This window comes from Streptomyces finlayi, assembly GCF_014216315.1.
GTDB classification, from domain to species: Bacteria; Actinomycetota; Actinomycetes; order Streptomycetales; family Streptomycetaceae; genus Streptomyces; species Streptomyces finlayi_A.
On sequence record NZ_CP045702.1, the window covers coordinates 7,421,682 to 7,447,329 of the forward strand.

1 pseudogene is annotated in these 25,648 nt (G+C 74.0%); it reads left to right on the forward strand.

The window, feature by feature from the left end:
- Positions 1-43: 43 nt before the first annotated feature.
- Positions 44-25,645: pseudogene (locus F0344_RS34080) on the forward strand (lonely Cys domain-containing protein); the annotation flags it as partial.
- Between the last annotated feature and the right edge of the window lie 3 nt (positions 25,646-25,648).

Here is a 25,648-nt window from a genome sequence, read left to right on the forward strand (position 1 = left end):
CCAAACGCAACGGCGTTGGCATCAGGGTCCTGCCGGGGAGCCGTTGCTGCGGTTCCGTCCCGGCGCCGACCACGCCGAACTCACCTGGACCGACCCCCTCACGCCGCCGCCCGGCCTGTCTCCCGACACGCCGGCCTCGCGGGAGGGCGGCCCGGGGAACACCGTGCACGCGGACGGCATGGCCTTCCGTCGGCTGATCACCCCGGGTGGGGGGAACTGCCTCTTCCGAGCGCTGCTCGACAGCGCGCGCAGCCAGGAGATCCCGCCTGCGTGGGCCGCGCGGAACGTCGCGGGGGTGCGCAGTCTGCTGCGCGACCACATCCCTGGCTCCGTCCTGGCCACCAATGCGGCCGCTCTGATCCCCGACCCCGTTTCCGCCGTGGTCGACGACCTGCGGAGGCGCGCCGTCGCCGGGGTGCAGGATCCGGACGCGCTGGACCTGATCGCCCAGCGCTGGGACCGGATCGAGCAGGCGGTCGTCACCGAGGGCGACCCCGCGCAGTGGCGGCGGATCCTGCAGGACAGCGGCTACCCGCACCTCGCCGACGTGGCGGCCACCCCCGCGGTCGCGCGGCAACTCGGCACGGCAGAACTGATCGCCGCGGCGGCCGAGTTCCCCGAGCTGTGGGCCTCCCCCTTCGCCGACCCGCTCCCGCAGGCGCTGGCGATGGCCCTCGACCTCGACCTGCGGCTCGTCCAGACCCGTCCGGACTCACCGGGGAACGCCCTCGTCACCATGCTCCACGAGGGCGGCCACGGCGGCACCCTGCACCTTGCCTACAACGGCACCGACCACTACGACGCCCTGGTCCCGGCCTCGGCCCCGCTCACCTCTCGACCAGCCCCGGCCGCTCCTTCGGATCCCGCCGCTACTTCGGACTCGGTCAGCCAGGACTCGGTCGCCCAGGACCCGGACGGCTCCGCCCCCTTCGGGGAGTGGCTGCGCAGCATGGGCGGGATCACCGACCTCGGCAGTCCCGGCTCCGAGACCCAGGACCCGGGCGACCCCGTACCGTTGGAGACCCAGCTCGACCGGTACCGCCCGACGCGGCTGCTGACCGGCGAGGACGCGCCGCCGCCGGGCCCGGCACCGCGCACCGTCACCTTCGAGGACGGCAGCCGACTGCCCACCGTCCTGATCAGCCCGGACGCCGATCCGCACGACGGGAGCCCGGGTGCTCGTCCGGAAGGGACCCCGCAGTCCCCGCCGACCGGGCTCCTCACCGGCCTCGGGACCATCACCCTGCGCTCGCCCGAGCAGGTGGCCCAGGAGATCCTCGGCAAGCTGCCGAAGAAGCTTCGCGCCCAGTTCGACGAGGCGGAGCTGCTGCGCCTGCTGACCGAGCAACCCGGCGCCTTCACCGCCCCGCGCGGCGCCCGTTTCGTGGGCCGGGAGAAGTCCGGGGTCGGCCACGAGATGACGGTCGAGGCCGTCCCGTACCACCGCTGGGAGCGCTTCTCCGAGGTGAACGGCGGTACCGTCCGGCTGGACACCATGCGGCGCGGCCAGGCCGGCACGGGCGGCGGACGCAGCGTCGGTTTCGGGCGCCGGCTCGCCGGCGCGGCGAGCATGGGCCCGCCGCTCAGCTGGATGCTGAAGGTCGGCGTCTCACTGGGCTGGACCCGCAGGACCGATTACACCCTGGGCACCCAGGCGTACAACCAGTCCGAATACCGGGCCGTGGAAGGCTCGCACCTGCATCTGGACGACGTGCACTACCGGGTGCGGGTGGAGCGCGTCACCGAGGCGCCGAGCCCGAGCGACCGGAAGACGACGGGCCTGCCCGACTCGCCCGCGCAGGGCCCGCGCTGGCTGCGCAGCCCGGTGCACACCGCGGAGTTCGGGATGCGGGACGGGTTGGCCTGGCGGCTGCCCGATGACCTCACCGTGCCGTTCAAGGGGCCACGGCGGGCGCCGGAGATTCTCACCTTCCCGGACGGGATCGAGCCACGGGTCACCGACACCACCGGCCTGCACCTGGTGGACCCGCCGGAGGACGTGGCGCTTGCCCTCTCCGGCGCGCGGCCCGGCAGTTCGGCGCACCGCACGCTGGTCTCCTATGTCCGGCCCGGGCGGCTGCTCGGCCTGTTCGGGCGGTTCGCAGGGCCGGTCAGCGGACCGGAGCTGACCCGCGGCAGCGGTCAGCACCCGCTGGGACACCTGGTCGTGGAGCGGTCGGTTCCGCACCGGGCCACCCTGGTGACCGAGTCGGTCAAGTCTGAGCTGCGCGACCTCACCCAGACCTCGTACCAGAACCAGCGCGGACACGTCCGCGACACCCGTCTCGGCATTCAGGTCACTGCCGGGCCGAACCACATGTTCGAGGGCGGGGAGACGAACGTACGCCTTCAGGGCGGCCCGATGGTCCGCGCGGACATCAGCGCGGGGCGGGGCCACTACCTCGGGAACGATGCGGCCCGCAAGACCACCGGTCGCGTCCGCAACCATCCGCTCGCGCTCTACCGGGTGGAACGCACCCTGATGGTGCGCAAGGCCGGCGAGCCGCCGTCCGCGGCCCGCCCGGTCCGCGTCGTGAGCCTGGACTGGATCTCCACCCATGACGCGCGGCGCCTCGCTGGCTGGGACAGCCGTACGCCCGGACAGACGGGCGGCCCGAACCCCGACGCCCAGCCGCCGGTGCCGTGGTACCTCACCCAGGAGGACCCGGTGCATCTGAGCGGCCAGGTCCGCGCCGAGGGTTTCCGCCCGGACCGCCCGTTGGGGCCGGTATCCGACCTGGACCTGGACCAGCAACAGGACCCGGTGCAGGACCCTGTGCAGGACCAGGACCAGGACCAGCAACAGGAGCAGGTCCAGGCCCCGGTGCAGGACCAGGACCGGCAGAGCCTGTCCGGGAGCCGGGAGTCGTCGCCGCAGAGCACGACGCAGCCGGACACCCAGGCTCCGACCGCGGCGCAGGACACGGACCAGCAGCCTCCTGCCGAGCAGAACCAGGACGGGCAACCCGCGGACGGGCAGCCCGCCCCCCAGGACCCCATGCGGGCCTTCGCCGACAGTGTCCTGGACACCCTGCACCATTCGTACCCGTCGCTGTTCGTCCCGCCGCTCATGCTGCGGCACCCGCGGCTCGCCAGGTTCTGGTACGGCGACGGGCGGCTCCGGACCGCGCTGCACAACGACCGCCAGGTGCGCGAGGCGCTGAACCGGCCCACTCTGGCCCAGAGCCTGGACGACCTGACCACCACCGGTGTCCCGGTCGCCCTCACCGAGGACGGCTGGATGACCCGTGGTCACCACGTCCTGATCCTCCAGGCGCGGCTTACCGACCGGCGGTTCGAGACCACCCTGAGCGAACGCTCGCTGCGCAACGCGGTGATCGGCACCGAGGTCTCCGGCCAGGGGCAGCAGGCGGCCACCACCCTCTCCGGCGGGCTGGAGGTGGGGGCCTCACCGCGTGACGCCGAGAAGGTGACCGAGGCCAAGCTGCCGCGCCGGACAGGCAACGTGGCCCTCGGCGCCCGCTATGCGAAGACGACGCAGAAGGCCACCCGGAGCACGGTCGCCGTCGCCCACGACCAGCTGACGTTCCAGAACGGCGCAGACCTCTACAGCTACCAGGTGGAGCTGGGCGCTTCCTTCGAGGGCCACCGCCGCCCGCGCGGCTGGACCCGGCTCCTCAGCCTGGGCGTGCTGGGCACGGGCTTCTTCGTCAGCAAGGTCCAGGAGCGTCCGCTGTTCAGCCGGGGCAGCGAGACCGTGGGACGGGTGGAGCTGGCCGTGCCGTCCGCGCACGGCTCCGACCGCTACGCCCCCGCCGACCCGCCCGCCGGCGGCACGACGCCCACGCCCTTGCCGCAGCGCCTCTCCGCCCTAGTGGCGGACCAGCTCCTCGACGGCACCCGCCCGCCGCCCACGGCGGACTCGGATGACCAGCAGCTCGTCCGGCGGCTGCTGAGCGCCCCGCACGTGGTACTCAGCGCCGAGGGCGGGCCGCAGCGCCAACAGCTGATGCAGGACACCGCCGACCGCGCCTCCGGCACGTCCTGGCACGTCAGCGCTCCCGGTGCCCCGGTGCGCACCGCCTTGCGCCGGGCGATGGCGAACCTGAGCGTGGCCGGGCAACTCGGCCAGTACCTAGGCCCGTTCGGCTCCCGCGTCACCGGGCTGAACGGCGCCGGCCCGCTCCGGACCCACTACCTGAAGGCCGCGGTCCGCGGCGAGCTGCACAACCTACGGGTCAAGAGCGACCCCAAGCCGGCCAGCTTCGAGGCCACCATCGGCAACGAGCACCGCATCATGGGCAGCACGACCACGGCCTCACGCGTCAGCCTCGGCGTCCAGGGCGGCTATATGCCGCTCCAGCAGATCGAGGGCCATCAGCCGGTCGTAGGCACCTACGCGACCGCCCTCCAGTACGCCTGGGGCAAGGGCAGCGGCGTCTCGGGCACCCTCACCCCGGGGCGCACCACCACCCTCACCTTCGCCGGGCGGATGTACCTCGTGGTCGCCGACGCCGCCGAGACCATCGCGGTCCGGGACCGCTGGACGGCCATGATGGGTGCGGTGGGTACCCGCGCCGGAGCCGGCATCAGCTCGGCGGCCGGGCGGATGTCCGCGCGCCTCGCTCGCGGCCTCGCCCCCCGAAGAGCCGCCGCCGCACTCCAGCGCATCCAGGACGCGGTGATGTTCCACCTGCCGATGCAGGACGCCATCGAGGCCGGGCTCGCCCCGGACGGCCTGGGCACCACTACGCCGCGCAACCTCGGCGGCGGCTACCGGGTGCCCGACTTCCTGCGCCGACGCCGCTTCCCCACACACCCCAGTGGTCAGCTGGACGCCAGTCACGCGGCGCAGCAGCTGATGGGGAAGCTGGAGAAGATCGGCGTGCCCTCGCACGACCGGGAGCAGGTCCTCCAGCGCCTCTCCCCGGACTTTCTCCGCGCCAACCTGCACGAGCTGACGACCGACGGGATGACCCTGCCGGTCCGCTACCGCGCCTGGACCAGCCCGCACCACCTGCCGGTGGGCGGCAGCCCCGGACAGGTCCGGTTCAAGCTGACCCCGATCACCACCACGGTTGCCACGCTGCGCACCGGCTACGAACTGGAGGACTACCGCAACACCGCACGCGACGAGGCCGACGGCACCTCGCAGGACCGCGGCGGAGACATGACCCTCAGCGCCGCCGAGCGCGCGACAAGCGGCGGCCCCCTCCTCGCCAACCCCTCCGTCCAGGGCACCGCGGGCCAGCAGCGGTCGAGCGTCCGGACCACGGCCGCCGGCAGCACCTCGATGCCTAACATCGCCACCACTCAGGCGCACGCCGAGATCGTCACCAGTTACACCCTGACCGTCACCATGACGAACGCGACCGGCGAGCGGCTCTCCCCGCGGGCCGTCGCCCCGGTCGGCAGTCTCAACGAGATCCTTCCGGCCGGCCTGCTCACCCCGGACGGCGACGGTGCCGACGGTGCGCTCACCGAGCGAGAAGTGCCGGAACCGGAGCGCGCCGTGCGGTTGCTGACCGCCGCCCAGGCACGCCCGGAGGGCATCTCCGCCTGGCGCACCTCCACAGCCGACGGCGGCGCCGACCCGGACGTCCTGCCCTTCGACGACCGGATCGGATCCGGCATCCTCGCTGTCGACATCTGTGGTGCGGCCAACGTGCAGGACGCCCTGACCCTCGCCACCGCGCGTGCCGACGGCGTCGGGGACGGCGACCTCGGCAAGCGGCACACCGGCGACGTCCTCGACGAACGGGTGCGCAAGGCCCGTCTCACCCCGCTCACCGGCCTCGGCACCATCCCGGCCCAGGCCCAGCAGGAGGCCACCGCGCAGACGGGCCTGACCTCCGGCTTCCGCGAGGCGCTCGGTGCCGGCGGCTCGCCGCTGCCCGCCCAGGCCTCCGCCCACCTCTTCGGCCAGTCCCACACCGCCGACTCCCGCCTCTACGCGAAGATGCACCGCCGCGGCGCCCAGCTCCTCGCCGTGGAGAACAAGCCGCGCATGGAGGCGATGCAGCGGCAGAAGACCTCCGACGCGCTGGAGGCCGGCACCACCGACAGCATGGAGGGCGCGGTGGGCACCGCCCCGCTGGTCGACACGGCCAAGGCGGCGGGGACCGCCCCGCTGGTCGACACGGCCAAGGCGGCGGGGACCGCCCCGCTGGTCGACACGGCCAAGGCGGGCGTCATCAACCCGGGTGCCGCGGTCCCGATCGGCGGAGCGACCGACGGCACCGCGCTCAAGGGCGCCGCGGACACCACTCTCGGTACCCACCTCAAGGTCCTCACCGACCGCAGCATGCTCTTCGCCCTGCCGGTGAGCTGGCTGTCGGTGGCCGAGGTGGACCACCGGATGACCGACAACCGCGTGCTGCACGCGCTCGGCAAGGCCAAGCGCGGCCCGCGCGCCGCCGAGGCCGAGACCACCGCCCTGGTCTGGCTGCGTGAGGACATCGCCCGCGACTACGGCCTCCTGGACGACACCACGTTCCCCGAGGAGGTCCGCGCCGCCTGGGACGGCCTGGCCAAGGCGGCGGGTGACCTCGCCACCGCCGAGAAGGGCTACTACGACGCCCGGGCACGGGCCCGGGAGACGTGGCTCGACCTGAGCGCCGAGCAACAGGCCGCGCTCGGCGGCGGCGATCCCGACCGGCCGGCCGTCCTGCCGCGTTCCGTGGCCCAGTCCCCGGCCGTCGAGGCCTGGCAGGCCTCGCGCGAGGAGGTCCGCCGCTGGCAGGGGCACCTCGACGCCGCTGCCGCGGACCATCACCGGCTGAACCTCGCCGCCTCCCGCCTCACCGCCCACCACCAGGGTTCGGACTTGGTCCCCGAACCGGACCGGCCGCAGGAGTACACCGAGCCGGTATGGCGCTCCGAGGCGCCGGAGCCGTACGGGATCACCGACGCAACCGACTCCGCCCCCCGCACCCTCACCTCGCCGGACGGCACCACGGTGCGTGAGGTGCACGAGATGCCGCACGACGGAGCCTCGTTCTTCCACGCGCTGCTCGCCGCGGCCCAGGACCGCGGTCGTCTGCCCCACCTGCTCGGTTCCGACCTCGCGGGCCGGTTCGAGGGAGCCCCCGGCGACCCGGAGGTCACCGCCGAGGCCATCGGCGCCGCTCGCGACCGCCTCGCCTGGGCGCTGGGCGAGGACGGCAACGAGGACCTGCTCGACGCTCTCGCCCTGGACGTCGCGGACACCTTCACCCAGGACGAACTCGACTCCGCCCAGGTGAAACTGACTCCTGCGCAGCAGGCCGAGTTCGACGCCTTCGGCCGTCTCCCGCAGACCTTCTGGCCGAACTCCGCAGAACGGGTGGCGCTGGCCACCGCGGCCCTGTCCCGCCCGTTCGCGAGCGAGCCGCGGCAGGAGAGCACGGACCACCCGGACGGCGACCCGGCCCCGCCCGAGCGCCGCGCCGGCGACCACGGCGGCGCCGACCTGCTGCCCGCCCTCGCCGCGCGGGTCCTCGGCACCCCGCTGACCGTGGTGACCGGTGAGGGCCGCGACCAGCTGTTCCTCCCGCACGGCGTCGACCCGGCCGCCGTCGACCCGGCCGCCGACCCGGTGCTGTTCTCCGCCGACGGCTTCTTCCACGCCGCCCTCCCGCCGGGTACCCCCGCCCCGGTCACGGCCGCGCTGCCGGCTCCGCCGACCGCCGGGACCTCCGACACGGACACCGGGCACGCCGCGACCGAGCAGCCTGCGAAGCCGCCCGTGCACCGCAGCCACACCACCGCGCCCTGGCTGCCGCCCGCCGAAAGCGGCGGCCCGCGCTACCGCCTCGACCGCGACGGCGTTCTCACCGCACCCGAAGGCGCCACCTACACCCAGGACACCCCCACCGGACGCGGCAACGGCTTCTTCGGCGCGCTCTCCACAGCCCTGACCCAAGCCGCCGAGCAGCCCGGACCGTTGGGTTCCGAGGTGGCACGGCTGCGCAACTACGCACAGGCGTCGCCCGCCCGGCTGATGGACCTGAACGGCCTCCCGGGCGACCCGGCAGAGCGGAACTCGCTGTTCGCGCCCCCGCCCCTCGTACCGTCCGGCGGGGCTCCCGCGCCGAGCGCGGACGCCCTGGAAGAGCATCTGCGCGGCCACCTCGCCAAGGCAGCCTGGGGCCCCGGGGCCGACCGGGCGGTCGCCGAGTGGGCCGCGGCAGCGACCGGCACCACCGTCACCCTGATCGAGGAGAACGGCACCGCCCACACCTACCCCGGCCCCGCCGGCGAGAGCGGCCCGCACATCCGGCTCCGCCGCCGCGGCGGCGACTTCGTCCCGCTGGTCCCACGCACCCCGGCAACCGGTCCGGCAACTTCGCGGACCGCGCCGGAGGCGGGGTCGCGGACCGACGGCACCGGGCGGGGTGTCTCGACGGTGGAGGTCTTGTCGTCGGCGGATGTGGTTCCGGCGGTTGTGGAGGATGCGTCGTTGTTGTCGGTGCAGGACGCGGCGTCCGTGCCGCTGCCGCCGTCTCCGACCGCCGGCGATGTGTCGGGCGTCGTGGTCGAGGAGGACAGTTCTGGGCAGGATGTCTCGACGGTGGAGGTCTTGTCGTCGGCGGATGTGGTTCCGGCGGTTGTGGAGGATGCGTCGTTGTTGTCGGTGCAGGACGCGGCGTCCGTGCCGCTGCCGCCGTCTCCGACCGCCGGCGATGTGTCGGGCGTCGTGGTCGAGGAGGACAGTTCTGGGCAGGATGTCTCGACGGGGCTGGTCTCGTCCTCGGCGGATGTGGTTCCGGCGGTTGTGGAGGATGCGTCGTTGTTGTCGGTGCAGGACGCGGCGTCCGTGCCGCTGCCGCCGTCTCCGACCGCCGACGACCTGCCGGGCCTCCCGGGCGAGGAGGAGGCGTACGAGCTGAGCACGCTCTCCGGCCGGCCGCATCCCTCGCGGTCCGAGGCCGAGGCGCTGGCGCAGTTCCGGTTCACCGACGACACCGGCGACTCCGACAGCGAATCCGACTCCGCCGGTGACGACGGCACCCCTGGCACCGCGCACGAGGCATGGCTCGACCTGCTCTTCGGGCCCGCCGCCCGGCACGACTACTCGCCCGAGATGCTCGTCGGCACGGCGGCCTCGCTGCGGGAACTCGCCCAGGGGAACCCGGAGCCGTCGTCCGTGGACACCGGCGCCCGCGACGCACTCCACGACCTGACCAGGCGGGTACTGAACCGCGGTCCCGGCGACGCGGTGAGTGAGCGGCACCTTCTGCTCCTCGGGTCGCTGGCTCTCAGCGCGTCCCCGGCCGACCTGGCCGACGAGGACGCTCTCGCCTCGTACCTGAGGCGGCACGACACCGCCCTGGACAGGAGGACCGCGCTGGTGTCGGAGAACGGCACCGTGCGGAACTGGACCGGAACCGGGGACCAGGTGCCGCCCCTGGACTCGTACGCGGTGGAGGGGGAGGACGGCCGGGTGAGCACCTGGCCCGCGCCGTGGTCGGACCCGTACGTGGTCTTCGCACAGGAGAGCGGGGACTCGGTCCTGCTGAACACCCCCCGCGGAACGTTGACCCTGGACGACCTCGGGGAGTTCGTCCGGCTCGTCGCACGGGACCCCGCGCGGCCCGCGAACGCCGACCTCGTCCTGGCCTTCCCCCACCAGGACATCGCTGATCTGGCCCAGCACGTCGCCGACCTGACCGGCGTCAGGGTCTGGTACTCCGAGCACGCCCCCCGCCCGTCCACGGACTGGCGGACCGGCACCGACCGCATCACGGCAGGACCCGTCGGGGACGGTGTCGGCAGGGTGTGGACCTCCATCGGGCCGGGCCAGGACGCCCCCGTCCCAGGCGAGTTCGACGACCTCATCGGCCTGTACGAGCATGACTCCGACTCCGGCTCCGACGCCGGCTCCGACGCCGGCTCCGACAACGGCGACGCGCTGGCGGCACGCAGGCCCGACCCGTTGACGACGACGGACTACGGCGTCATGGACGACAGCGGCGAGGGCGTGCTGTTCCGCAAGCCCGGCGGATACGGGGGCGCCTGGCAGACTCCGAGGGCTCTGACCGGGTCGGAGGGCGCTCCCGAAATCGCCATGTCCGCGCAGGAGTACAGCAAGACGCTCGTCAACGAGTGGCCAGCCCTGCGGATCTCCCCCGACCGCACGCTCGCGGTCGAGGACGGCGCGTACGGGCAGCAGGTCTTCGCCACACCGGAGGCCGTCGCGAGCGCCTCCGTCAAGCTGGCGCGCGCGGGCCTCGCGGTGCGGCTGCGGGCCGACGAGGACCTGAGCATCATCCTGCCCACGCCCGACGGGGGCAGCAGGCGGCTGTTCCGCGTCACCCCTGCCTTCCTGACCCGGTCCGGCCGGTCCACGGAGGAGATCTGCCGGGACTTCGCCGACATGCTGGCCGACAACTCCCGCACGTCGCACATGGTCTTCCGTACCCGGGAAGGCGGCCCGGCCGTCACGGCACCGGTCAACGCCTCCGACGGGGCCGAGGTCACCGGCACCCACCACCTCGCCGACACGCTGGGCCACGTCGCGGACGGTGACGTACGGCCTGAATCGGCGGATCCGGCCTGGGCGGCCTCCCTCGTCCGCCAGGACGACCGGCCCACCGGCGGCGACGGCGGGCCGCTGCCCGGCCGTGCGTACGGCAGCGCGCTGAGTCTCCACCAGCCGGACGACCCACGCCGCGACGCCCTGTCGGAGGCCGCACGCCGGATCGGGGTCAACGAGCACGCGTGGGCCGATGTCGGCGAGGGCTACGTCGTCCAGTCCGTCGCTGCAGCCGGTGCCCAGGGCGGGCCGAGCCTGGAGCAGAACTACGCCAAGCCGCAAAGTGCCGTCGGCGGCTCGCACTTCGGCTATCACTTCGCCACCGTCGTCCTGGCCAGTGAGGACGGCAGCCACCAGATCTCCCTGGAGAACCACGCGCGCGCCTCGGTACGCAACAACCGGCACCGCCGAGCGGTCACTGCCAACCTCGACCATCTCGAGCTGGACGAGTTGCGGGAGAACGCGTCGCGACTGGGCCGGGAGATCGAGCGGCGCCAGGAGGCCGGTGACGACGAGCATCTCGCGGAACTGCGTGGCCACCGCGACCTGACCCTGGCCCTGGTCAGAGCCCACCAGGCCCGGACGGAGAAGCTGGCGGCTCCGGCCGGCTCTCCGGAGCGAGCCGCGGCCGAGCGCACGCTGGAGGGTGCCGTCCGCGCCGCCACACTGCGCGTCGGACAGCTCGAAGCGGTCATCCCCGGCAAGGACCAGTGGTACATGCGGATGTACGCGCAGCGCCCGGGCGAGTCGGCCCATGACACCAACGCGGAACTGCTGGGCGACAGGCACTCCGCCGAGGCCAATCCACTCACCGCCGTGGTGCTCCGCGGCCAGACGGCGCTGCCGGTGACGGTTTCCTTCGCCAAGGACACCCAGCGGACACCCGAGGGTGCGAAGCACCCCGTCCGCCATCTGGCCGGGATCGTGGCCAGGACAGGGCTGTGGAACGCCGCGAACGGGCTGCCCCTGCCGGACATCAGGATCAGCGGGCTGCGCGACGCCCGCCTGCTCGGCCGGGACCTCACCAAGGCGCGTTCCGAGGCGGTCGCGGCCTCGTTCCGGCAGGAGCTCGCCGAGGCCCTCGCGGAGTATCAGGAGGGCACCCCGCGGCCGCACCTCACCGTCGACCACTTCACCGTCGAACCGGTCGCGGTGCGTGGCCGCCGCCCCTCCACCGCGGGCAGCGCCACCGTGGACATCACGGTCGACGACCACCGGGGCGGACCCCGGCACATCGCCACCCGTGGTCTGCGCGGAGCCGCCCTGCCGGGAGGTCTGCCAGGCGGTTCGCGCGACGACGGTCTCGACCCGGTGGCGGAACAGTGGCCGATCGGCCGCCCGGTCACCGTGATGCGGCCCCGCTTCGGCGGCGTCGACCCCGCCTTCGTCGTGCCCGCGGCCGACGCACCCGGGGGCGCCCTGCCCGCGGCCGGCGTATCCGCTGGTGTTCCCGCGACCGGCGCACCCCCCGCCGGCGAACCCATGGACACCGGGACCGGCAAGGGCAAGGCCCCGGCCGCCGGCACCGCGGACGGCCCACCGGCCTCCGCGGACGCGCGGCCGAACCAGTGGTTCACGTACACGCGCTCCGCCGAGTCCCGCTCGGAACCCCTCCGTTACGAGGTCGCCGACACCGGGCACATCAGGCTCCCCGGAGGGGAGGAGATCCCGCCGGCCGGATGGGCAGGGTTCGGCCACGACTTCGTCCACGGGACGACGGGCGCGATCCTGCGGGGCGACAGCGGCTGGATCGGCCGCGTGGACAACATGGACACCCTCGCCCTTCTGATGGCGGACCTGGACGACGGCTCCGAGCCCTATCGAGTCGTGGCGGACTCCTCGGGCCTGTACCTGGTGCCGGAGGACGACGGCGAGACGGCCCTGCGCATCCCGCTGCGGGAGTCCACCGCAGCTGAGTCCACACCGCCGCTCCGCGCACCCCGCGCCCGCCTCGACGACCGGCCACGCGTCGTCGTGCGGTCGGCCTTCGACGTGCGGCGCTTCACCCACGGCGGCGAGACCGTCACCGACCTGACCGTCCGACTCGCGTTCCGCCAAGGAGCCGGGCAGGCCGGCACCGACACCGTCATGGCGCGGGTCCTTCAGGGCGTGGAGGAGTTCTACAACGGCCCGAGGCACGAACTGCCCGACGGAGACCGGCTGCACGTCACCGTCGAGCCGGTCCAGGCTGACGGGAACCCCCATCTGACGGTCGATCTCGTCGGCCGGGACCAGCGGATGAACCAGCGGGCGTGGTGGGCAGACGCCGACCCGGTGGAGTTCGCGCACGAGCTGGCACACCAGCTGTTCCTGCGGGACGAGACGCGCGACGCGAGCAACCCCGAACGGCTCCACGCGCCGGGCAGCCTGCTCGGAGTGTTCGACGAGCAGGCCCCGGACGGCCTCGCACAGAGCGGTCTGCGGCCGCGCCACCTCCAGTTGTGGGCGGCGGTGGCCGGAGACCTCGCACCGCACACCCCGCCGGAGGGGGCGAGCTGGGACGACGCGCGCGCGAACGCGACGGCGGAGCGCCGGGAGCCGGTGTGGGTCGACCCGGTGTCGCTCCCCGCGGCGTCCCCGCAGACCGGTCCGGACGGTACGGTGCCGCCCCCGCTGCCCCCCGGCCGCGCCCTGCCCCCGCTGGTGGAGGCGGCCGACGAGTCGGAGGCCGGCTCGGACTCCGAGGACGCGGACGAGCGCCCGCTCTGGGCCGAACCGGCTTGGCTGGACTCGGTGTTCGGCTCCCATCGGGACGGCATTCCGCGCGCCCGCCTCCGCGAGACCTCCGAGGCGCTCTACACCCTCGTCCGGGCGGACGCGGACGCGCACCCGATGTCGCAGACGTTGCGCGACGGCCTGAAGCGCGTCACCCGGCGGGTCCTGCACATGGGCAACGGGACCCGGCCAGGCCCCGCGGACTTCCTGCTGCTCGGCTCGCTGGCGCTCGACGCCTCGTCGGACGACCTCGCGAGCGCCGACGACCTCGCCATGTACTTCGTCGAGCGGCAGATCGAGACCGGGCGCGGCGCCCTGGACGAGAGCACGCTGCTGCGCGACGACGAAGGCAACGCCGTCGGACGCGACTTCAGCGGGCCGGGGAGGCCCACGGGACCGGGGGAGTCCGACGGACCGCGGCAGGCCGCCCCCGAGCTGGAGTCCTACGCCGTGCGGGGCCGCGGCCGGGTCGTTCCACGGCCCGCTCCCTGGCAGAACCCGTACCTCGTCGTGGCCGGACCGGCCGGCCGCGCAGTCGAGGTGTCCGCACCGGGGCTGACCTTCTACCTGGACAGCCCCGAAGAGCTGGCCATGCTCATCTCGTACGACTCCCGGCGGCCCCGTGGCGCGGACATCGTCCTGGCACTTCCCGCGGAGCATGCCGCGACCGTGGCCTCCCTCGTCGCGGGGACGACGGGCCGGCGCGTCTGGTACCCCGAGGCGCCGGTAGGCGTGGCCACGCATCCGACGGCCGGGACCCGCCACCTGATGCTCGACCTGAACGATGGCAGCACCGGAGCGGGATGGGTTTCGGCCGAGCCGCCCGCGGACGGCGGACTGCCCGGAGCAGGCGACACCGGCAGCGACACCGGCAGCGACACCGGCAGCGTGTCCGGCCAGGACAGCGACGACGACAGGTCCAGCGGCGACGGGGACGCGGAGTTCGACCGCATGGTCGACCAGGCCGTCCTCGAACGGCAGATCGACGGGCGCCGCCCCCGCCCGCTGACGACTCGCGACTACGGCGTCATCGACACGCACGGTACCGGGGTCCTGTTCACTCAGCCGCTCCCTCGGGCCGTCGGAGAGGTCCCGGTCGGAGACGTCACCGGCCCCGACGGGCCCGCCCTGTTCCTGCCGCGCCAGGAGCACGGAACCGTCCGCATGGCCGACCGGCCGCCGCTGCACATCTCCGAAGACCGGACGCTGGCGATGCTCGCCGCCGAGGACGGCACGACCGGATGCGGCCGGCAGGTGTACGCCACGCGTACGGCGATCGAGCGCTCGTCGGCGCGGCTGGCCGCTGCCGGGGCGGGGATCCGGCTGAAGAGCGACGTCTCGACGGGCGTGCTGCTGCCGAGGGAGGACGGGTCGTACGGCGAGCCGCTGTTCCGGGTGGAGCCCGAGTTCCTGACGGCTTCCGGCCGTTCGGAGCACGCCTTCACGCGTGACTTCGCCCAGATGGTGGCCGGCGCGGCGACCGCACCCCTGTCCCACATCGCCTTCCGGGACCCCACCGGCCAGGTCCTCTCCACCGCCCCGGTGAACGGGCTGCACGGCCGGGAGGTCACCGGAACCCACCACCTCGCCCAGGCACTGACAGAGGTGGCCGAGGGCACCCGCTCCGCCGACGACGTCACCCCCCGCTGGGCAGCCCGCCGGACCGGCCGGGACAACCGCTTCACCGGCGGTGTGGTGGGCGCACCCACCCCGGGCGAGCGTTACGGCCGTGCCCTGAGCTACCAGCCGCAGGACAACCCGCAGCGCACCTCGCTGGCCTCGGCCGCACGGCGCATCGGCGTCAACGAGTACGCATGGGCGGGGGTCGGCGAGGGATACCTGATCCAGTCGGTCAGCACCACGAACGACAGCGGCGCGCAGCTGTTCACGCACAACCACGCCAAGCCGGGCGACCGGGTGGGCCCGCACGCCCCGTACCACGTCGCGCAGGTGGTGCTGGCCGCAGAGGACGGCACCCACCAGATCACGCTGGAGAACGAGACCCACTCCTGGAGCGAGATCCCGGACGCGCTCCTCGACGACGTCGTCGAAGAGAACCTCGACCGCTACGGCGAGGACGAACTCACCGGGCTGGCCGGCGGAGCCGAGCAGCGTGCCGCCGAGGCGCGCCGGAGCGGCGCAGGCGAGGCGGAGACCGACCGCCTGGAGAGCTTCGCCCGGGTGGCCAGGGCCCTCGCCGACGTCCATCGGGCCGAGCAACTGCCGTGGTACTTCGACGAGGACCGCCCCGAGCACGCGCTGGCGCTCCGCGAGGCCGCTCAGGCACGCTCCCGCGCGAAGGAGCTGATCCGGGCCGCCGCGCCAGTGATGGACAGCAAGGACCTGTGGTCCTTCCGGGCGTACAGCAAGCGGCCGGGCGAGTCGGCGCACGAGATCAACGCGGCACTGCTTTCGGAGTCGTCGCCCGCAGTGGCCAACCCCCTGACGACGGTGGTGCTGCACGGCCACACACCGCGTGCCCACCAGCGGACGATCCGCTTCGACGAGCGGCAGCACACCCTCTCCGACGCGGACGGCACGATCGACGGGCTGGCCCAGTCGCTGGCCCGCGCGGGGCTCTGGAACCGGACCCACGGTCTGCCGATGCCGGCCGTCACCCTCACCGGTCATGGCAACCGCTCGCGCACCAGCGGCCAGGAGCGGGCGGACGCCGTGGCGAAGGCGCTCGCCGCCCGGCTGGCCCAGGTCCTGGACGCCTTCCAGACCGGGATGAGCGGGCCGCGTGTCGGAGTGCGGGACTTCAACCTCAGTAAGTTCGCCAAGCGGGTGCGCAGCGCCACCGACCCGGCTCAGGGGCGTGTGGTGACGATCGAGATCGATGACCACCGCGTGGTGCCTCCGGGGCCGGCGGGGTACGCCACACCTGTCGAGGAACCGGCCCGGCCGGTGGAGCCCGCACCCACCGGGCCCACGACGGCCACCGAGCTCACGGCCGGCGGACCGACGGCGGCCACCGGGCCGGCGGTGGCGCCTTCCGTGACCGACGGGCCCGCGCCCGCAGGGTCCCGACGCACCACCGGGCGTGCCAGGTCCCGGCCCCCGGGCCGTTCCGCACAGCCGAGCCCGGAGCGCAGGAACAGCGAGGCACCCCCGTGGGTCCTGGCACGCATCCGGTACGCCGAGGAGTCCGTCGCCTTCGACAGGCGGCTGGGCGAGTACCTGGCCGAGCACGACGCGGTGACCGCCGAGTTCCGGAAGATGGCGAGTGCCGCGTGGGCGGCGGCGCGCCAGCGGTATCCGCGCGCGCTGGGGACGTTCGGTGACACCAGCAAGTTCAAGGCGGGTGTCGTCGGCACGTCCCGCGAGGCGCTCCAGCGGGTGGTGCGCAGCGGCAACCTGCGGGAACTCGTGGCCTTCCTGTACGAGGGGATCTCCAACGATCTCGTACCGGAGATGCTCGGCGGTGCCGAGGAACAGCATCCGGAGATCGCCGCGGAGCGGCCGAGCCGTCGGCAGCGGGAGGTCTACGCCGAGTACATGCGGCGGGCCATGGAGATCCAGGCGTCGGAGATGTCCCTTGCGGAGAAGGAGGCAGCGGTCGCGGAGTTGCCGCAGCCCGTGGCGAACCCGGCGAGTCCGGACGGCGCGCGTCCGCCGTTGAGCGCGGCGGAGCGGCGGTTCGGGGTCGACGGGGCCGGGCTGACCTGGATGCCGGCGACATCGGTGTACGACATCGCGATGAGCGCCGACTTCCAGGGGCGCTCCGAGGACTCAGGCGGTCTGGTGGCGACCGGCACCGCCGGGTCCACGTACCGCTTCGTGCTGCACGCCGTCCGGATGCGGGAGCAGTGGGGCGTCGACCTGGACCTCGGACTGATCCGGGCCGGGATGATGGCCATCTCGCTGACGGTCGGTCACCACACCGCCCACGAGGTGATGCGCGGCGCCCAGCTGGCGCTCAACGACGTACCCGGACACGACCCCGCCCTCGACTACACCGACAACTGGGGCCGGTACTGGAACATCCATCCGTTCGGCGAGCAGGAGCTGCGGGAGAACGTCGCGCGGAACGGGCTCTTCCCCGACGAGCACGCGCGGGCCCTGCTGGACGAGCTGGAGCCGAATGCAGCCGTGGGCACCGTCACGCGTGAGGGCGGCTCCCGCACCGGTCTCCCGCACCGGCCGGGACCGTCCCGCCGCCCGATCCACACCCGGCCCGTCGCGGCCCGCTCGAACCACCCAGTTCCCCAGATGCCGAACCCTTCCGGCGCTCCCGCCACGCACCGGGGCACCGCCTCCACACCCCAGGGGGTCTCGCCCCAGGAAGTGTCGCCCCACGAGGCGGAGAGCCACCGCGATGCGGTCCTCGACGCGCTGTACGGCCTGGGCGCCCTGAACGGCGTCGACCGGACGCGGGCCGCCAAGGCGCTGGAGCGGCTCGACCGGCTCCGGGTGGCGGACCCGGAGCTGCGCGGCGGCTTCCTGGACCTGGACGCGCTGGTCCGCCGGGTGCTGCTGCTCGACCCCTCCGACACGGTCAGTGCCTCGGCGCGCGGCGCCCTGGTACGGCTGGTGACTGCCCCGTTCACCGCCGGTGCAGGCACTCCAGCCGCGCTGTCCGCCCACTACCTGGCCCAACGCGGCGCGTTCCAAACGGACTTCCGGCTCACCGACGCCCAGGGCCGTCCGCGCGGGTGGAACTGGCTCGGCCGACCCCTGCCCGCCGACTTCGATCCGGGCACCACCGGCCGGATCTCGCGCGCCCCCGACGGCACGACCGGCCACAGCGCGCCCGAGACCGCGCCGTGGCTTCCCACCCCGGGCCACCCCGACCCTTACCTCCTGCTGCTCACCGGCGGGTCCGACGGGGTCGTGGTACGTGGGCTCGGCGGGTTCACACGCTCCGTGCCGGCCGTGGTCTTCCACGAACTGATGGCCCTCGACCGGAACCTGACGGGCAGGCAGGGTCCGCTGCTGCTCCACGTCGCCCGGTCCGCCGCCGCGTCACTGGACCTGCCGCGCGGGCTCTCCGACCGGCTCGGCCGAGAGGTGTGGGCCACCACCGGACGGTCGGTCATCGGGCGTCTCCCCGGGGTCCCGGACCGCTCGGTGGTCCTGCTGCTGGACGAGGATCGGCAGGCGCCCCGGGGCCAGTGGTTCGCCAACACGCCCGCCACCCCCGCCGCGGCGCCCACCGCACCCGCTGAAGCGCTGGACGACCAGATCAGCGCACTCTCCATCGCTCACCACGGCCACCGGTCGACGGGCTACATCTCGATGGACCTCGCCGATTCGGACGACGGCGGCTGGTCGCGCACGCTGACGCACAGCCGCCTGGGCACGGTCACGACCTACACGCACCAGCGCACCGCCTACGACGCCCCGGGCTCCGCCTCCCTGGTGCCCTGGGCCGAACTCAACCTGCCCGCCCCGTACTTCCCCAACAACCACGGTCTGCCGGGCACCGTCACATGGCACACCCCGGACGGGGAGCGGACGGACGACGGGCCGCAGTTCGCCCGCAGGCTCGCCCGCCGCCGCAGCCTGGCCTCGCTCGCCCCCGAACACCCCGTGGTGCTGCTCGTCTGCTACGCGGCCGCGTCCCCCGGTATCGGCGAGATGCCCGGGCTCCACATAGACGGCCCCCCGCCCTTCACACCCGACCCGCTCGCGGCCGTCGCGGTCGGCCAGCACACCGCCAACGAGACCGGCCGCACGGTGTTCGCGACCACTCTGATGAACGCCGCCGTGCAGTCACGGCAGGGCGGCCAGGAGGCATACATCAGCCTCCACACCGACGCGCGGGGCCGCGCCTACCCGTGGGTCATGTTCCGGCCGGAGCCCACCGGGGACGCACTGGACGGGCGGGCCCGCGACGCCGGGCTGCACCACGGCCCCGGACCCGCGCCCGAGGCGGTACAGGAGCGGACCCTGCGGCTGGTCCGGGCGCTGCGCCGGATCTTCGGCTCCACGGTCGACGAGACCCCCGGGTATCCGGTGCTGCTGCGCGGCATCGGCGCGCTCGACCTGATGCGCGAGACCGATCCGCACCTGAACCGCGACGGCGCGCGCACGTTCACCCTGGACCTGTACGAGCAGCTCCTGACCCGGTACCACGGGGGCGGTCTCCTCCCGCCGGGGCAGGCCCCGCAGGTCACGCCGGACAGCCACCGGAGGCTGCTGGCGGAGGCGGCCCATCGCTGGGACACGGGGCCACGCGGCCCCCTGACCGACTGGATCGCGCTGCCGCACCTCGTCCACATGCTGACGGACCTCGCAGCCACTGCCCACCGCGAGAACGTCGCCCGGCAGGTCCTGGGGCTGGATCTCTCGGCGCCGGTGGGTGAGACCGAGTGGTCGCGGCTGCTGTGGGCGTCGTTCAAGGTCGCCTTGACGACTGCCCATGTGGATCCCGGTGCGTTCGCCGCCGCCGTGCTGCACCTGCCCGCCCCCGACCCGGCGCGGTTCGGCGAAGCCGTCCTCGTGGCACGGCAGGCGGCGGCCGTCGGCCGCGACCCGTGGCAACTGAGTGAGGTGGCCGCCCACCACCTGGAGCAGCAGGGCGCGCTGGAGTCCGACCGGCTCCTGACGGACGACGACGGAGAGGCATGGGGCAGGGCGCTGGACGGTACCTCCTGGCCGCAGGGCACGTTCGACCACAGCGTCGTGACCCTGCTGGGGCACTTGCCCGACGGCTCGCTCGTACCCGTCGGCACCGAGCCCGCCCCCTGGGCGGCCGACCCGCACCGCCCGAGGCCCTTCGTCTACGTCGCCGACGGTGACGTAGACGGGCTGCGGATGCGGGGACCGGTGCCGCCCGGCGAGTTCGGCGAACTGGTCTTCCGCGACCCGGAACTGCTGGCCGAGGACGGGTACGCGGAGGTCATCGCGGTGGTACCGCACGGCAGGCCGTCCGGCGCGCGGCCGGCCGAGGGCAGCATCCCGGGCGAGGGCGCCCGGAACTCGGCCCGCAACTGGTGGGCCACCCACGGCGCCACCACGCTCCACCACGACGCGGCGACCGGGACCTACACCGTCGCCGTGCTGCCGGGCCCGGACGGGCAGCCGGCCACGGCGGGTGGCTGGGGGCGGATCACGACCCCCGAAGGCGACAGCTCCGCCACCACGGCGACGGCGACCAACGCGCACTCGTCCCGTGCGGCCCTGGCCGACGGCGCCACCACGGAACTCGACACCGCCTGGCGGGACCACGCACGGGCGCTGACCGCGCTGGACGGGACCGCCGCCGAAGCCGCGACGACGGAGCGGAGCAGCGGGTACGAGACGGTGGTGGCGCACGCCTGGGCCGGGGTCGACGAGGCGCGTCGCCGGCTGGAGGACGCCGAGGCGCGGCTGTGGACCCTGGGCGTCGCTCCGGACGCGCTGGGCACTGCGCGCGGAACACACCGGAGCGACGGCTCCGGCACCGGTGACGCGGCCCCGGCCGTCCGGAGGGACGCCGCTGAACGCCGGTGGATCGCGGAACAGGTGACCGAGGCCGACCTGCCACCCGTTCCGCTGCGGCCCGCCGAGGGCGAGACCGTCGGCTCGCGGGAACTGGAGGCCGCGGGCATCACGCTCTCCGTCGGCCTGCGGACCGAGATGATGCTGCGCGGCGACGACCGGCTGCCCGCGGACGCGCTGTACCCGCTGGACCTGGTCCGAGTGTGGATGGCCCGGCCCGGCGCCTGGACGGACAGGATGGACGCGGTGGCCGCGAGCGCGTCGCGGCGGCTGTGGGCGCAGGCGTACACGCGCTTCGCTGACTCGGCACCCGAGGGCGCGGACGGGGCGGGCACCGCTCGTGCCTGGGACGCCGCCGTCTCCCTGGTGCTGCCGGCGGAGCCGCACGACGTCCTCGCCGACTCCCGTTACGCCGGTGACGGCTTCCGCGACGCGGTGCGCCGGGTCGCGGGCCATCTACTGAATGCGGGCACCGACACCGGGGCCGCACCGGCCTCCGCCACGGAGCTGGCCGACACGCTCCGCTCCGGCCTGGGCCTGCGGCAGCGCTGGACGGCGCCCGTCGCGGAGACGGTGCCGGTGGCGCAGTCGGGGACCGACGCCGACATGCCCGACGCCGACATGCCCGACGCCGACATGACTGACCGCCACATGGCGATGCCGGACGACCCAGCGCTGGGCACCTTCGACTTCGGCGATCCCGGCGATCTCGGTGACTTCGACCTGTCGGACTGGGACGGCCTCGACATCGGCGGGTTCGACTTCGACCTGACCGGAACAGACATTGCCGACCCGGACACGACTGGTCCGGACGCGACCGACTTCGACATGACCGATCCCGATCCCGAGCCGACCGGCCCGGAGCCCACCGGCCTGGACATGACCGCGCTGGACACGAGCGGTGGGCAGCCGGTGTTCGCCGCCCCGGTGTCCGCCGCATCGGCCCGGCCGCTCTCCCCCCTGCCCCGGCTGACGCTCGTGACGTTCGCCGAGGGGGAGACCCGCCCCTCGGCCGACGCGCAGGAGAGCGTCGGACACCTGGCGTTCCAGGTGGCGAAGGCCGGTCTGCGCAACCTCCGCACGCGGGTACCGCTGCCGAGGATCGACATCGCCGGGTACGGCGCCGACGCCCGCGGGGCCGGCACCGCGCAGCAGCGGGAACTGGCCGCCCGGCAGCGGGGCGACCAGCGCGCGCGGACCGCGCGCGATCTGCTCGTCCGGAAGCTCGACGAAGCGCTGCGTACCCTCCGGGGTGACCTGCCGGCAGGAGGGCCGCGACTGACTGCGGAAGACTTCAAGATCACGGCGCGCGGCCGGTCGCGCATGTCCGGCCAGGGCGGCACCGCGAGCGTGTCCGGTCCGGTGAGCCGCGCGGACCTGGGCCGGCAGGCCACCATCGCTCTGACCTCGCCCGGGCGCGCGGCGGCGGTGGAGACCCTGGACGCGCTGCGCCGTGACGACCGCGCCCTGCGCGCCGGGGCGTTCGATGCGGACACGGTCGCCCGGCGCATCCTCCACCTCGAACCCTTCGTGGTCGTCGACCCGGAGACGCGCAGGGACCTGTACGCGATGGTCGAGCGGGCACTCGTGGCCGGGCGGGCGACGAGTTCGGCCGCCCTGGCGGCCTTCGCCCTCGCGGAGCAGGGCGTTCTCGCCGCGGACCGCAGCCGGTACGTCACCCTGGGTGGAGACCGGGTGGCCGGCCTGAACTGGGCCGGATCCGACACCGTCGAACTGGACAGCATGTTCATCGACGACCTCCAGGCCGATCCGGCCGGAGGTTTCACCGCGACGGGAATGCCGGGCTTCGCCCCGTGGACGTGGACCGAGACCCCGTACGCGGTCCTGGCCGACGGGCGCCACGACACGGTGACGGCGCGGCTTCCCGACGGCACGACGCGGGACCTCGGCCCCGACGTGTTCGCCGAACTCGTCGCGGCGGACCCAGTGTTGCAGGGCTTGCCGTCAGGGGTTCCGATCGTGCTGGCCGTCCCGTTCGCAGGTGACCGGTACCTGGAACTGCCGCGCACGCTCGCGGAGCGCACCGGACGCACCGTATGGGCACACAGCGGTCTGGCGCGGCGCAACCCGGACCCCGCAGCGCAGAGCACCATCGCCGTGATCCGGCAGGCCGGACTGCCGCGCGGTTCCTGGGTCCAGGTCAGGCCCGGCCTCGCACCCGACGCGGACGACGGCGCCCCGGACTGGCACCGTGACGTGCTGACCCAGCCCGTCGTCAGTGCCCTGACAGGGCAGCAGATCGGCCGCAGCCTGCACGAACCCGGCGAGCTGGCCGATGCGCGCGAGGACCACTTCAGCCGTCTCGACCGGATGACGATGTACGTCCACTTCAACAGCGCCACCGGCACGTACTCCGCCAAGCTCCCACTGGCGGACCCCGGACCGAAGGACAGGGCGTACCACTTGGCGGGCCACGGCCTGCCCGGACGCCTGATGCTGCCCCTGACCGGCGGCGGGTCGAGGACGGCCGGCCGGCAGGAGGCGGGGGAGTGGCTGCGGCGGCGCAAGAGCCTGTCGAGCCTGCCACGGGACCACTGGATCGACATGGTGGTCTGCTACTCCTCCGCTCCGCAGGACAGCGCCGTGCAGGACCTCTCGCAGGCCGGCGACTCCTTTCCCGTACCGTTCGCCGCCGATCCGCTCTCGGACGACGCCCTCTCCCTGGGGCAGCACCTGGCGAACGTCACCGGACGCGTGGTCCGCCTGTCCCACGCGCTGCAGGGGGCTTTCACCCATCAGGGAGACCCCGTACGCGTGCTGTTCACCGACGCGCGGGGCCGCCGGTGGTGGTGGGAGACCAGCCGCCCGGAGCCCGGCGAGGCCGAACTGGACCGACTCGCGGAACATGCCGGATTCGAGAACGAGCCCTCGCCGCGCAGCCGGGCCGAGCTGCTGCGTCTGGTGCGGGCACTGAAGCTGCTCCTCGGGCAGGACGTGCAGGACGACGCCGAATTCGCGACCCTGGTCCGTGGAGCCGGCGCGCTCGCCGACATGTGGCGCGCCGATCAGGACCTCGGCCGGACCGGCCCGTTCTCGCTGGACTTGCTGCGCCGGGTGGTAGCGGCGCGCCCCGAGGCCGTGTCGGGCGTGGACCGGCAGGTCATTCGCCGGGTACTGGCCTCCGCCGTTCAGGCGTGGCAGCAGTCAGGGGCCTCGCTGCCCGTCAGCCGGTTCGTTGCCCTGCCGGTGCTGCACTCGGCAGCCCGCTGGCTGAAGGACACGGCGGCGGTGGACGATGCGGCCGTCGCCGCGCTGACGCTGTCCGGCCCGGGCGAGGTGAGCGCGGCCGAGCGGGCCCGGATGTTCTGGGCGCGGGTCAAGGCCGAGGAGACACAGGCCGGCCCGGCCGCGGACGCCCTCACCGCGAGGGTGCGGCACCTCGACCCCGACGACGAAGTGAACGACGCGCTGCGCGGCGAGGCTCTCACGGTGCTCACCCGGGGGTTCGCGGTGGGCCGGGACATGAGCGACCCGGACGTCGCCGCCGCGTACGGTCTGGAGGCGCGCGGAGCTTTCCGCTGGTCCGTGCCGACCACGACGATGGGGTCTGCCACGGGCGGCGGCCGCGACTGGACGGACGGGTCCGTCATGCGGCCCGCACTGGGCACGTTCTGGACGCCGAGTGGGCTCGCCGACGCTCCGTGGGCCGGGCAGGACGTGTACGGAAAGGACAGGCCCGTCCCGCACCTGGTGCTGGCGTACGTGGACTTGCAGGACACCGACCGCCTCCACTTGAGCTTCGGCGGTGCCTCCTATGAGGTGTCCGCCGCGGAGTTCGCTGAACTCCTCGCAGCCGACCCGGTGTTGAGCCGCATGGATCTGACGGCCCCCGTCCTCCTGGTGCTGACCGGGATCGACGGGCCGGCGCCCGGCCTCGCGGACGTGGTCGCCCAGCGGCTGGGCCGGAGTGTGTGGTGGAGTCCGTTCCCGGCGGACCTGTCCGGGACGGACGGCACGGGCAGGCCGGTGCCCGCTCTCGTCGACTCGCTGCTCACCATGACCAGCCCGACGGCCGCCGACTGGCAGGAGGCACGGCCCGTAGACCCGACCGCGGCCGAGGAAGGCCCGCGCCCCGTCGAGCCGCCGCTGCCCGCGGGACAGCGGCCCGACCCGGTGCGCACGGCAGATGACAGCCCCGCGCCTGGGGACGCTGCTACGCCCGGGAATGGCCCTGACTGGGCCTTCGCCCCGGCGACCGCCGCGACCGCCGCGACGGCCGGGACGGCCGGGACCGCCGCGACCGATCAGACCGAGGCGACCGTCGCGACGGATACGGCCGGTGCGCCGGCCTTGCCCGTCTCCTCCCCGGCCACGTCCGAGTCGCGGTCGACCGCTTCTTCACCTCCGCCCGCTTCACTTCCCTCCGACCCACTTCCGTCCGAGGACGGCCTCGATGCCGCATCGGACCCGCTGCTGTCCGGCTCCACGCTGATGACCGACGCCCAGGGCACGCCGCACGGCCGGGACTGGACCGGCTCCGGCATCACGCACGTCGAAGCCTCGCGGATCCGGCTCCACGAGCAGCGGGGCGGCAAGCTGCACACGGTCGCCGAAGGGGCGTCGCCGTGGGGGGACACGGCCTACGTGGTGGCGGCCGAGGGCGGTTACGACGAGGGTCTGTTCGCCGTCGGCCGGGAGCTGGGCCCGCAGGCTGTGGCGGACCTGCTCGCAGCCGACCCCCTGCTGCGGTCGCTGTCGCGTGACGTACCGGTGGTGCTGGTGAGCCCGTACGCGGGTGCCCGGTACGGGCAGTTGGCGCGGGCCGTGGCGGAGCGGCTTGGCCGCAGAGTCTGGGCACCCAGCGGCGACGCACGCCTCGTCGGCCCCACGAGCGAGGACACTGCGATCGAGGCCACCGCCGACTTCACCGCCGCCGAGGCTGCTGCCGCCGGTCCTGTCCCGTACGTGCCGTCGCTCATCGACTCCGACCCTGACGACGCGTACGGCGACTGGGTTCCGTTCGATCCTGCGTCGGACGGGGCAGGGCGGATCCCGGGCCGCGAGTGAGTC